10 protein-coding genes are annotated in these 13593 nt (G+C 44.1%); 1 reads left to right on the plus strand and 9 read right to left on the minus strand.

Annotated elements, in window-relative coordinates; translation table 11 throughout:
- Nucleotides 1-6: 6 nt before the first annotated feature.
- Nucleotides 7-2445 (minus strand): integrase, encoded by a 2439-nt coding sequence (locus tag ACXAGQ_RS20710; protein WP_475256417.1) that lies wholly within the window; start codon nucleotides 2443-2445, stop codon nucleotides 7-9.
- A complete protein-coding gene (locus ACXAGQ_RS20715; protein ID WP_475256418.1) occupies nucleotides 2439-4769 on the minus strand; it encodes a hypothetical protein in 2331 nt (776 codons plus the stop codon). The genes ACXAGQ_RS20710 and ACXAGQ_RS20715 overlap by 7 nt, the downstream gene beginning before the upstream one ends.
- A gap of 155 nt (nucleotides 4770-4924) precedes the next feature.
- Here ACXAGQ_RS20715 and ACXAGQ_RS20720 point away from each other — a divergent pair, with 155 nt between their 5' ends.
- Nucleotides 4925-5386, plus strand: coding sequence for a VOC family protein (locus tag ACXAGQ_RS20720; protein WP_475256649.1), 462 nt, complete (start codon nucleotides 4925-4927; stop codon nucleotides 5384-5386).
- A gap of 60 nt (nucleotides 5387-5446) precedes the next feature.
- Here the strand turns inward: ACXAGQ_RS20720 and ACXAGQ_RS20725 are convergent, their stop codons facing one another.
- From ACXAGQ_RS20725 to grdD, 7 genes are all read right to left on the minus strand, one after another.
- The gene (locus ACXAGQ_RS20725) at nucleotides 5447-6415 is read right to left on the minus strand and encodes a hypothetical protein (RefSeq protein WP_475256419.1); all 969 of its coding nucleotides are present in this window, start codon (nucleotides 6413-6415) and stop codon (nucleotides 5447-5449) included.
- Nucleotides 6412-7686: a cytochrome-c peroxidase gene (locus tag ACXAGQ_RS20730; protein ID WP_475256421.1), complete on the minus strand. Its 1275-nt coding sequence runs from the start codon at nucleotides 7684-7686 to the stop codon at nucleotides 6412-6414. Before ACXAGQ_RS20730 ends, ACXAGQ_RS20725 begins: the two co-directional genes overlap by 4 nt.
- Nucleotides 7658-8083, minus strand: coding sequence for a hypothetical protein (locus ACXAGQ_RS20735; protein WP_475256423.1), 426 nt, complete (start codon nucleotides 8081-8083; stop codon nucleotides 7658-7660). The genes ACXAGQ_RS20730 and ACXAGQ_RS20735 overlap by 29 nt, the downstream gene beginning before the upstream one ends.
- A gap of 477 nt (nucleotides 8084-8560) precedes the next feature.
- Nucleotides 8561-9859, minus strand: a complete 1299-nt coding sequence (gene grdB / locus ACXAGQ_RS20740) for a glycine reductase complex selenoprotein B (RefSeq protein ID WP_475256424.1) — start codon at nucleotides 9857-9859, stop codon at nucleotides 8561-8563.
- Nucleotides 9860-9873: 14 nt separating this feature from the next.
- Nucleotides 9874-11166, minus strand: a complete 1293-nt coding sequence (locus ACXAGQ_RS20745; protein ID WP_475256426.1) for a glycine/sarcosine/betaine reductase component B subunit — start codon at nucleotides 11164-11166, stop codon at nucleotides 9874-9876.
- A gap of 104 nt (nucleotides 11167-11270) precedes the next feature.
- Nucleotides 11271-12314 (minus strand): selenide, water dikinase SelD, encoded by a 1044-nt coding sequence (gene selD, locus ACXAGQ_RS20750; RefSeq protein WP_475256428.1) that lies wholly within the window; start codon nucleotides 12312-12314, stop codon nucleotides 11271-11273.
- Between the two features lie 105 nt (nucleotides 12315-12419).
- Entirely contained in the window at nucleotides 12420-13583 is a 1164-nt protein-coding gene (grdD, locus tag ACXAGQ_RS20755; RefSeq protein WP_475256430.1) for a glycine/sarcosine/betaine reductase complex component C subunit alpha, read from the minus strand.
- Nucleotides 13584-13593: the final 10 nt, after the last annotated feature.

Here is a 13593-nt window from a genome sequence, read left to right on the forward strand (position 1 = left end):
TACCCCTTAATCAAGGTCTTTTATTTTCAGTATTAAGTTAAATGTTCGCACTTCGTCACCATTAGCGTCTGTAACGGTCAAAAACTCTGGCTCTAATGTAATCGAACCTACTTCAAGCATATCTATGATTTCATTCTCAATGGCTTGTTCTTTCTGTATTTGACTGATGTGAGGTACGGTTTTGTAGGATTCATCCTCGTAGTACATATAGGCATCACTCAAGGTGCAAAGCTCTACAGCTTTAGATTCATCGCCTAGCACACGCTTTGCGATGACCTTGCGTATCATCTCAATTTCTTCTGTATCATAGAGCTCGGATGTAGGTTCAATGATGCTACGAGTTATGGTTGTAGCTTTAACGCCCATAAGCACAGCGCCAGGCTCTGATTCAGAAATATAGTGATATAAGTGCTCTATATCTGAATGAGCTAACATCCAACGCAGAGCCTCCATACCTTTAAAACGCTTAGACCAAAAAAAAGCCATTGCAAAAAATCGTCTAAGTTGATGCTGACGTATGTAATTACGGTAATATTCACCTGTGTCGTACTGCACTAAAGGTGTTTCAAAATAATCACATACTGAGTCAAGGTGATTATTGAAAGTTGCATAAGTTACACAGCTCAACCGGCAGGACTTTGAACTCAAACAATTAAATAAAGAAAGAGGACCTTTGTTCAGGTTTCGTTTAACAGCTTGAATATTGAACTGCTCAAGCTGCCAAATACACTTAGCGATAGATCGTGGTACTGGTCTTTCTACTGTTTCATTCATACCTTTTTTGCCACCTACCCCCGTCTTTTTAACCTTGAATATTAAGCTGTAGTTGGAGGTAGCCCCTTTCTCTGAGAATGGGCTGGTATTAGGTGACAAGTTGCCATGAGCTTTCAAACTTATTAATTCATGTTGACGCCTTGCCATGATTGCACCAACAAGAATTTGAATAGAGCCTTGAAGAACATCAAACAAATCGAACAAGCTCTCGTTCGCTCTAATTCTATTGTGTCGATTTAAAACATGAATATCAAACTTATTGATTTGTTTAATGCCTTTGTTGATATAATCATTAGTCAAGCAATTAATTGCCTCGCACCTAAACCAGTGACCACGCTCAGATGTAGGTAAATGACCATGAAGAGCTTCATTAAAGGTTTTAGTTTTCCGGTTTGGTCTGTATGAGTTTGATTTATTTTTTGCGTCCTTCGCTAATCCCTCAGTTAAGCAATGCAAAACTTCATGGAGTAGCGATGGTTCAGCAGTATTAATTAAATCCCCTACAGGTAAATGTTCTTTAGCAAACTCATAGCATTGACAAATTAAATTAAAAACAAACTCAGGAGGAATGGAACGTGTCCGTCCCGTTCTTTTTAATTTCACAAATTCATTTTGACTTACGCTAACTGCCGTTATGTACTGACCGATTGGTTGAGGTGAGGCAGCATCCTCTCGTTCCTGATTAGTGCAAATAAGGCGCATTGCGCTAATATAAGCAGAGATACTATCTTGAGACATTTCGGAGCTTATGTTTAGCACTGCGGGGAATTCTGTTGTAAGTAAAGGTGCTGTTAGACTCAACTCAGGGTAAGGAGGAAATGAAAAATCAGTGCTTAAAACTTTATTAGAAAATAGTAACGAGCTTAGAACAGCAGAATTGCCTTCAAGTTTAGGAGCTCCACGATTATCTCTATAGAAACCTTGCTCAAAGAGCCATGCACAAGCTTTTACTCTGTCATTCAACGAAAGCTTTATATCATCACTAGCCAAGCTTTTTGATAGGTACGGATAGTCTTTTGTAAACTGTATTGCTTGTTCATCTGTAATGCTTTGGCTTTCTTTATCCAATATTTTCTTGACGCGAAAATCTGGTTCATATATTCCTGCCACATTTCCATGCACTGCAATTTGTATAAGGATGCTCTGCCAAAAATCATCGTCCACATTTTGTAATTGCAGCCGAGAGAGTTTTAGTGATTTTGAGTGCAGCAATATTGCGTTGATTAAGTGAACGACACGATTGAAGGTTACGTAAGCAGTTTTCGTCTTAACTAGCTTGCCACCATTTTCCAAAGGATTATCTACAGCAGTTACCCAATATTTAAAGCTATTTAGTAGCTTTTTGTGTTGGATCGCTGTTAGTGACTCTCCATTATCAAGATGGACATTCCCCCAATTTAGCACCTTTCGTATAGTGTTTGACTTCTTCTTGACCCGTTTCTCTTCATCAGTAAAGTCAATCAACCATATATCAGCATCAAAATCAGATAGAAGCCACCAAGGTTTACGGTCACTGTAGTCATAAATCCCTGTGTATATATTTGTTAACTTTTGAAGCGCTCTGTAATCACCATTGACAGTAGATTCCTGAATCAGTTGTACTAATTCTTGTTGCTCTAAGTCTTCAAATTTTGTCTTTCCATCAATAATTTCTTCGACAATTCTCAGCATATTAACGCCCCTCGAATTAAATTGATGTCTAGTGGATTCGCATTAGCTTCGAGAAGCATTGACGCTAGATCTTTATCGGCGTTATATTGCTCTGTAGACAAAGAGCTCAGAACAAATACAGCAGACTGGTACCAGTCACTTACGATATCTAAGAAGTTATGTCTGGTTTTATCGTTTTCGACAATAGCTCTAATGGCTATGAGCAACTGCAATAACGATGTCGAAATCAGGAATGTCATTTCGTCAAAAGAAGGCTCTTGCTGGACATTGTCGTAAGTTGTTACTTTAAAGCCATGATCAAAGTGAGAAGGAAGGTGGCCAAGACCATGATTAGAAAGAAACTCCTCAATATCTTCAGTGGTCAAATCGACAGCATCTAATAGATATTCAGAATCTTTCATCGCTTCAAGAAGAATTGCATTTTGGAACTGACGTATCCAGCGTTCATTGAAAAAGTCTATGAGAGGCTCAGGAAGATACGAAGATAATATCACCAAGTCTAATTGCTTATGCCCCAATGCCTCAGCAACAGCTGTCATTGAGCGGGTTTCGAGATAAATTTGAAAGCCTCTATGCTTACGTATTGAGCGCATAGAGATTAGGTCGGCAAGTTTCATCGCATCGGTTTGTGACATCGAGGTGTTAGATTCAAAGAGTAATGGGTTACTTAACCATTTTAAATAGTCAGACGCTCTCTCAAGATTTCCAATTTGGCTAACTGGGGTTACAGTCGTAATCTTTGCAGTGAGAAGCATTTTTCTCCAAGTAGGCTTACCATTTAATTTTAAGTATTCACGAGAAAATGATGTGTGCTTGATTATGAATTCAACCAATTTTTTTGAAAAATCATTTAAAACAATGGCCTGCTGAGCATTAGCGTGTCCTTTTCGCTCTTTGCAACTCACCGCTAAATATTGATTATTCGATTTCTTAAAGCCTATTTGTTTACCCTTTTTATCAAATAACTCCCATTGAGCTAACCATGCTGGAGTAATTTGAGGGTGTTCGATTACGAGTAATGTTGACAATACCGCTAAAGTTGATGCCGAGGGTAAGTTTAACTCTTTTTGTAGCTTGCTCGCCTTACCTTTAAAACCTAAGAATTCAGCATAATCACTATGTCTATTTGAATAAAAACCATGTGTATAAAAAGTTGCAACCGTATTGGCCAAATTTTTCTCTCCGACAAAACCTCTGCAAATAGTACTGTTTGTAGTGGTCGGAAGAGGTTTAACACCCCCTGTTTGAATAAAGTGAGTATTTCTCTGCTCTCTTTCTATAAATTCTTCAAATTTTGTCATACACACGTGGCGAATGTACGCTAAATCTTTAACGATCCTTGAGCGAATAACCTCTACTGCGTCTTCATCTTTTATTTTAATAGGAATATCTGCGAACCAACGTTCCTTTTCCTTTTTAGTCGCCTGACCGCCAATGGAGAAAGTTGGAGCTGTATTTTGAGGTGACTTCCACCTTGGGATGATAAAAGGCTTTGCGGGGGCATCGAAGATGTGAGTATCAATAAAACATTCGCTGTATAATTTTACTGCGTTTTTCCAGATAATAAAAAAATTTTTAGCTTCGTTACCTCTGCTAAGATGCAAGGCAAACCAAACATTCATTATGTCATGAAAAAAGCTTTGAACGTGGGGGCTACTAAGACTTTTGTGAATAGCTTTGCTGCCTGGGCATACTTGAATCATCACCATGAAAAATGCTTTCAAGTTGGCAACATGATAGCGTGAGGTTTCTACCTTCTGAGTATGAACGTAATTTGAAACTGCCTTATGAATCTGTTGTGTAAATTTATCCCCGTATGCAACATAGATAGAATCGAGATGTAACTCAATTTCTGTTCCATCCTTTGAAAGCACTTGCCAACCGTTAAGATAATTAAGTTTATCTATATCAATATTTAACCCACAGTACTTTTCTATGCAACGTTGTGCGTCAGCACTTAAGTCATAAAGGGTAATTTTCAAGTCATTGAAGTAGATTTTTTTGTCTGCTGCAATTTTTTTAAAAGCTTTTTTGAATTGACATAGATACGTATATTTAGTTTTTTCTGTTCCTTGTACTTCATGGTAGATATAGCCAACAAGTAATTCAAAGTGCTTGTTAAAATTGGATTCACTATTTAAAATATCAATTGCTGCATATTGGCTATTTTTTGTCAAAAAGCAGAATGATGAATAGATATTCACTATCATTTTTTGTTTTTTTTCTGTAGATCTGCTAGGAAATACATTAAATAGGTAATCGTAGTATTCTAATGATAGGGCATCATTTAACAAAGATAGTTCTTTTAAAATGCCAGTTCTCATATTTTTCCTTTAATTGATTAACATTCAATATCCACAGTAGTCGATAGCCAACTATTGTCAATGTGAAAAGAACTAAATATTAAAATATAAGATATTGTTTTTATAAGTTTAATATTTAATTTGATAAGCTTTCAATATTGGGATTAGCCTCAATCATGGTCGGCGATATGGATAAAGCAGTTGAGTTTTATACCAATGCTCTTGGCCTGAAAGTCGTTATGGGTAACACCAAAGTCATTGAAGAGCGCGAGACCGCCATCGGCAGAATGTGTATTGCAGTTTTCGGTGAAGGCTTCAAAGGTTTCAATATTGCCCACCTGGTCACTACTGATGGCATTGGTGTTGAGCTGTTCGAAATGAAAGACCGCCAAGAACGCCACGAGGTTGATTTTTCACGCCTGGGTATTTTCCACTTCTGCCTGCAAACTGACGACTTCGCGGCGACGATTGAAAACGTTGAAAAGTTCGGCGGTAAAGTACGTATGGATATCATGCGCTACCACCCAGAAGATGATAACAAGCCAGCTAAAATGGTTTACCTAGAAGACCCGTTCGGCAACCTGTTCGAGCTTTACTCGCACACTTACGAAGAAACGTACGCTTCAGAGTACGAGTAAGCATCCAATCAAAAAGCCAGCCTGTTTATAGGCTGGCTTTTTGGTGTTTAGTCCCACGTTTCACCCTGTTGTTTTAACAGTCATCACATTAGGCACTTTGTTAACCGACTCACACAACAAAATAAAGGCTATAGCAAAAATGGGAAGGTGTCCCAACAAGTCAGTCGGGCCCGCGACATAGGTTGTAATCACAAAGATAGTTGCTAGCAAACCCACCACTAACCGGTTAGCAAAACCAAACATCAACATTAACCCCAGTAACGACTCACTTAAGCCGACAAACCAGACAAAATGTAAATGACTGAAAGCTTCCCAGCCCAGTAACTGGAAAAAATTATAATAGGGGTACATCTCAAGAAAAGTTAGCGATAAGCCCGGCAGCATAAGTTTATTGTGTACCCCCAAAATCAACAATTGTAGCCCCAGCATGAAACGCAGCAACATCACGGCTGTTCCTCGCCCACCGAGATGATAAGCAATGCGGCTAAATATCTTCTTATCAAAAGGGGTGATATAAGGCCCTATCAATACCAATGCGCCCCCTATCCCCAGAAGCTCGGGAAGATAATCAATCACAGCGGAAAATGGCAACAAAATGCTCGAGGCCAATGCGATCAATAAAATCATGAAACCGCTGATTGATACTGAAAAGACCATAACGGTAGCAACAGCCACTTGCAAGCACACGCCGACTAGCTCACGCCCCGTATCCAGTTGAAGGTTAGGGGCAATAAACTCACCCAATACCACATTGAGAATAAAAAACAATGCCATGACAACGGTTAGAATACGCCAAAAAAAGAAAGAGTCCGTCATAACAGGATTGGATGTGACCGAACCAAGCACCCCTTGCCGAGTGACAATATAAGCAAAGAGACAAAAACCAAGAACAGCCGCTAATATCGAATAGAAAAGAGGATCAACCGGTAAGCTGACATCCGGGTATTGTGATGAATTCACAAACCACCGAACATGCGCCCATGTAGGTAATGAAAACAGGCTCAATAACAACAAGCAGGTATTTTTCATTTAATTGTCTCCTTGCTAAGGGATTGCGCCCATACGGATGATGGGGCTATTCCACTTTCAAGTGATAATAAAAATTTCTCTAGCTGTTTAAGTTGGTAAGGAAATAGGTAAAGCGGCTCTAATTCCGTGTGACTCAGGCCATTGCGAGGCGACCGATTATAATAGTCCAACACCTCAGAGAGCTCATTAAATGAACCATTATGCATGTAAGGTGCAGTTAAACTTATATTGCGAAGTGTAGGGACTTTAAACGCATGGCGTAACTCTTCCCCTTCTGTTTTCGCATAGATTAACTCATCACAACTGCCCTCACCCTCATCGGCATATTGACTCAGACAATTGAATTCATTCGTTGAAAGTTGAGAAATGATCGCCAACCGACCTTCATCATGCTGACTATCAGGAACGGCGGTTGCTGTAAAACCACCATTGGAAAACAATGGGCCACTATGGCAACGGATGCAGCGCCCCCGGTCGCTAATAAACAAACGAAGCCCGGCCTCTTCAGCTGGGCTCAATAAGTTTTCTGCAGATTCATAATCTTGTGAAGTTACAGCATCGACATACCGATCAAACCGCGACTCAGCAGGCATTAGCCTAGCTTGATAGGCTGCCAGAGCCTTTCCTATCAGTGAGTAGACGTGGTTAATTTGGGTTTGCTGTTCATCGGTTAACAAATTCCACTTTTCAGCACTGTTCACCGGTGAGGCTTGTCTTGGCAAGGATGCCTTTTCCCTAAGGAAACTCGTCAGTTGCTCCGTTTTCCCAAAAGCCGCTTTGTAGTCATCGAGAAATTCATCAAGCACAATGTGGACCACCTCAAGCCGACTCAATGCATGTTCAGTCGGATCCTCTAGCGGAAATAAAGCCTGTGACCACAAGCTATCTGCTCTGCCATCCCAGAACTGCCAGGTAAAAGCGGCACTCCCAACCACGGTGGGGGTATTTCGCTTGCCGTCTAACGGTTTACCTGATGTGAAGTAGTGTTTGGGCTGGTGACAATGGGCGCAGGAGATATCGCCTTTTCGGCTGAGCTGTGGTGAAAAGAAAAGCTTCTTTCCCAACTGGGCTGCGGCATCACTACCAATAAAAGCATTTCCAGGATCGGTTATGGAGGGAAGACTAGATAATTGAAGTGACTGAAGCAGCTTTAGATCACCTTGGCTCCACTGGTGGCGTAAAACCGGCCCCTCGCCCGGGCACCCGAGTACCACAGTGCAAAGCAATAGATAAATGAAGCGCTTACAGCATAAACTCAAAGGTAAATTCATGGTTACGCTCACTATCATCTATGCAAGAGAAAATTACCTGCCACAATCCCGGCATTTGAAATTTCAAGCCATCGATTCGGTATCGACCGGTTCCTTGTTCTTGATGCCATTGCGGTTGGGTCGGTAACCCATGCCGATGGGCAGGCATGCCTCCTTTGATCGGCTGTGGACTGCAGCTAGTCGCCCTTCCAGTGCTATCAGTAATCATCAAAGACCAACTATGCATCTGGTTGATTGAAAGCGACGATGCGGGTTCAAGCTTTTGGGCCAGCCAACCAAACTCACTCTTGACTACAAATTTCCCATCCAAGGGATTATCTGCCGTGGCGGCGAATACCGAAAATGTCGATAACGCAAATATTCCTCCGATAGTCATAAGTAATTTCAAACCAACCATAAATATATTCACCATATGATAAATTTGTTGTCTTTTTTCATCTCTAATTATTATTTTTATTCCTATTTATTGACATAACAATAAATAAACTTGCTTCATCATCGATTTCAAAAATCAAACTATTTAATTATTTAAGATATAAGCATAATATTTTTAATATATAATTTTAAAAATTTGCCATTGAGAATGGTTTAAATTTGATTTCAAAGTATCCTTTATGAGTCGATGTCACAAATTAAAGAAAAACCAACCATAGGTGCACAGTCTTTTAGTCAAAAACCACCACCAATAACCATAAACCACTAAAGGTTATTTAGCCACGTACATACGTGATATCTTTATTACATCTAGGAATATACCCAAGCTACTTCAAGATATAGGTTCAGCACCTTGAGGTAACTTAGGTATAAAATAAAAAAGCCAGCCGTTTCCGGCTGGCTTGGTCTCATGTAATTGGGAAATTACACAAGGCTCGACTTAGAATACCGTTTGATCGTCGATCTTAGTCTGAAGCGCACTTAATGCCTTCTCAACCAATTGACGACGCATGTATTTCTCTTCCTTCGGCTGCATATTCGGGTCACCCAATGGGTGAGGAATAGCAACAGCTGGAATAATACGGTTCGCACCGACTGTTTTCGAAATAGGAACAACAGTTGCAATGTGAACTACAGGCATAACTTTCTCGATTTCTTTGACCATCGTTGCGCCGCAACGTGTGCAAGTGCCTCAAGTGGAGGTGAAGATAGCGGCTGTCACCCCGGCTTTCTGAAGCTTCATCGCAATTTCTGCACCATATTCCTTGGCTTTCGCTACCGCAGTACCGTTACCCACTGTGGTGTAGAACATGTCGTGCAAGCTGCCAATGACGCCTTCACGTTCCATGTCGCGAAGTACATCAACAGGCAGTACGCGGTTAGGATTGTGATTACATGCCACTGGGTCATAACCACCGTGAGCAGTTTCGTGAGTATCTTCAGTCAAGGTCTCTAGGCCCTGGATACTGTACTCACCGTACTTCGATGCGCTGGAAGACTCGATATGATCTGGGTTGCCCTTAGGCACAACACCGCCTGAAGTCACTAGCGCAAACTTGGCAGTGCTAAGCATTTCAACCGGAGGCTGAGGCTCAACACGGTCAAATACCGGCATTGGGTATTCCGTGGTGAACTCATTGCCCGATAGCTTATTAATCAGCAAGTCAACCGCACGCTCGGAACCGCGTTTGTCCGCGAAGAAGTTTACGCGGATACCGCGAGGCATGTAGCCCGCTTCTTCTGGTGAGCCCATTTCACCTTCTGTATCGATGAAACGGTTAATCATGTTCACCATGGCAGGAATCGCTTTACGCATACTCGCTGCGCTGTTGCCTGTTTCAACCATGTAGGCGTACTGGCGGAATAATTCGTAGCCTGGGTTTTCGATGTACATGCCTGAAATGGTAGTAATCCCCATTTCATGCGCGACTTTCGCTACCGTACCACAAGCCATGCCGTAACGGCCTGCGTTGAAGGCTGGACCTGCCACAACAAGATCAGGCTTTAGCTGGGCTAAGATTTCCTGCAAGCCGTGGCAACATAGGCTTTCATTTTCATTGAAGTAAGAGTCACCACAGACGATGGTATGGGTAACTTCCGCTTTGTCCTGAAGCATGGTGTTCACTTGCGTGCCTACACCGATAGTCCCTTCAACCACTTCCATTGGAGTGTGGGCCATCTCTTCACCACCTTTTTGGGCGAAGAACTGGTTTAAGTAATATACGACTTTAATTGTCATTAGAGTGTCCTCGCTTAGCTAGCTTTGGTGGTGAGGGTATGGAAACCAAGCTCACTGGTTGCACCGATAATCGCCTGTAGTTCTACAGTGATTGAACCGTCTTCATGCAAGCTGCCATTAAATCCACCTGCAACCACGTCTGCGTAGCGGTCATGGCCAATCACAGTATTCATCGCTGGCAATGTCACTAGCTGGTTAGCGTTACCGTTGGTGATCACCGCATCGGCACTCTTGTGTGAGTCAGCCAATGACTGGCTTTCGCCGTTCTGGCCAGCATATTCGTCAGTCAGCAATACGGTCTTGATACCAGCAGCTTCCAACTTGGCACAGTTCATCATCAAGTCGGCATCAGGGTTACCAAAGCCTTCTTCACTGACAATCGCCGCTTCCCAGCCCATTTGTTTGGCAAGCTTGACGGTGAAGTTCGAAGAACGCTCTTTATCTTTCAGGGTGACGTTCTCGTTTGTCACGATAACACCCATGAAGTTGTACTTGGTGCCGTGGTGGCGGTATAGGTCGTAAATGACCGGGCTGTTCTGGTGAACAAAACTGGTGTTCTTGTCACAAGCCGATACACAGTTACCACTGATGATCGCACCGTCCATCACTTCCGTTGGGTACATCAATGTTGGCAGAATGCCCTTCACATCAACACCGTAGTAGTATGTGTCGTGCAGCAAGCCTTGGCTTTGCAGCATGTAGACATAACCCACCTTCGGTAGGTGCGGGAACTCTGCAGCTTGCTCTAGCAATGGCTTGGTTTCGTAAGTCTCAATCTCTTGTGGCTCAACATGCTCAGCCAAACGACCGATCCAACGAGCGGCTTCTAGGCCCACCAAACGCACCACGCCTTCATGGTCATACTGGTTACAGCTGTCATCCACTTCACACTGGATAACCAGGTTAAGCGTTGATGAGAACGGCGTATAATCCGCACCCGGCCCACTCATATCGATGATCCCTTCTTGGAAACCAACGATCTCACCAGTCGTCACCACTGCCATGCCTTTTAGCACATGGGTACGGCCTTCACCGACCATGGCTTCTTCGCCTAGATGGCGGCCTGGGAAGATATCGCCTTCGCAGCCGACTTTAACGCGCGGCTCGATAACATCTTTAACCGGCATAATACGGGTACTGTCACCCGGTTTGGCGATAGACAGTTCTAACGAGCGGATACGATGATCCAACTCGGTCAGATGGGCAATTAATGCCTGCTGATCGATGACCACAGTATTTTCTTTGACTTCGCTTACTGGACCAAAGGCCAGATCACGAACATGGATATTGCCTAGTTCGAGTTTCATGTGTTTCTCCAAACAAGCGTCAAATGGGAGGGGATCCCAAGATAGAATTGATTTAGCAAGGTGCCGGCCTCGGCCGAGGCCGGACAACCTAATTAGTGACCGAGTTAGCTGACCTTAAGACCAGAACCTTCCTCGGCATACCCGACAACCCAACAGGGTTCATCTTGACTGCTAAATTCAGTTAATAACGCATCCAGACAATCTTTCGGTACAGCTGCCAGCAGGCCACCGGAGGTTTCCGGGCAGCACAGCTTGCGATGCCAACTTTCATCCAAACCATCAGCAAACACTATGTCTTCGCGGTACGCATCGAGGTTGCGCTTCGCCCCGCCAGGGAATAACCCTTGGGCGGCATAGTCTTCAGCTTCTAGTAAGAACGGCACCTGCTCCGCCTTGAAGTGCATACAGATATCACTTTTCTCAGCCATCTCGTGGGCGTGGCCCAGCAGAGAGTAGCCAGTGACATCGGTACAAGCCTTAACGGGGTAGTTGGCAAAAATCTCAGCCGCCTTGCGGTTTAGCATTTTCATGCTGTCAGTCGAGGCTTGGATCGCCGCCTGACTGGCTTTGCCGCGTTTAGCTGCAGTTGAGATCAACCCAGTACCAATCGGTTTGGTCAGTACTAGGACATCGCCACTTTCCACCGCCGCCTTGGTTTGCACTTTAGACGGGTGGATGGTGCCCATCACAGACAAGCCAAATTTCGGCTCGCTGTCTTCCACGGTATGACCGCCAACCAATACCGCGCCAGCTTCACGGACTTTCTCCGCGCCGCCTTTGAGGATCTGGCCGACGACTTCCTGCGGAAGGTCGGTTGGCACACAAAAGATATTCATCGCCAGTGTTACCTGACCACCCATGGCATACACATCGCTTAAGGCATTCGCCGCGGCAATGGCACCGAAGTCATAGGGGTCATCCACGATTGGAGTAAAGAAATCCAATGTTTGGATAACGGCAACATCGTCGTTGATTTTGTAGACGGCAGCATCATCGCTTACCGTCAGCCCAACCATCAGATTGGGATACGCTTGTTCGGGAAATAGGGGTGAAATGGACTGCAGAACCTGCGCCATGGCCTTGGGGCCTATTTTAGCGGCTCACCCGGCTTTCTTGGTCATCTGCGTCAGACGAATTTTCTCTGTCATCTCTAATTCCTTTGAAGTGGACGGTAAGGGTAGCGAACTACCCGATGATCTATTCCAGTAAAGCAGAATAGTGTAATTATCTGGATTTAAAGCAAAAATCCATAATTAGCTGATATAGTCTGCCTCAACTAATTTGGTTTTTGCTTGCTCCAAATCACTTTTTGCCACCAACACGATAGGACCGGTACAGCCCATCCCCGTGCGGGCAAAAATGTTCGCTTTCCACAGTGCCTGGCATGCATCTTCGATTGCAAGAATGTCGATCCCGCCTATCTCTGCGTCGGTGACTTTCTCCGGCGGTGCAACCACTGTTTCGGTCTGCTCCGCAGCAGGCTTGGCCGTGCAATACTTGGTCAAGACACTGTTTAACCCTGAAAGGGTGGCGGCTTCCCATTCCTCGTCAACGCGCTTCATAACCTCTCCTCTCGCAGCGTCAGCACACAACCTCATGGCTCCTGCCACAACCGGTGCGCCTGACGCCCGTGAGATGATATTCACAGGTTGTTTCGTCGCGCCCTCACCTAACCCCGGTCCATAGCCAAAGCCAGAAGCTTCATAACTACCACCAGTCGTAAATGACGAGAACATTTTCATCAAGAGATTGCCTGTCAGGCTATCGGTCACCATCACATCCGGTGTGCCCTGCAGCAAATCGTTGCCACGCATGGCAATACCGCCATCAGCACGCCCAGATTGGGCAAACTCGATATCGTAACCGCCCTGCTTCAGCTCGCGCAGTGCACGCTCACACACCGCCGCTCCATCAACATTGAGAACACCTATTGTCGGCTTTTCTATCCCTGTTGATTTCGCCAATGCGATACCGTAAATCGCATTTTTCAGCATGGCTGCCTGACGCTGGGTATCAGTGGTACCTGTCGTAGAAGCGATGATCATCTCACGCCCCGTTGACGGTGTGACCACCTTGCCCATGGTGCTTACTCCTAATGGGAAAGCGTAATGAAGGGTGACGCAGCCATCGAGCTGCTGCTCGGCAAACAGGCTTTCCATCACCTTATGGCACTCATGCAGATCCGTTGCCGGATAACATTCGAAGCCACAATCTGGTTCATCACAGCCAATCAGCACCGGTTCGATATCACTGTACTGGCGGGAAACCATTTGTGCCCCGCGCAATAATTCTGGTGATCCGTGCTCACTGCCAATCAGAGTCAGGCCGATGCGAAGTTTTTTGCCAAACTGACCACTCATCAAGTCATCTGCCATGGCATTGAAGGTGTCGGCCAGTTGTTGATTGATATTCGACATCTCAGCCTCC

This window comes from Photobacterium sp. ABD4_091 (assembly GCF_056160145.1).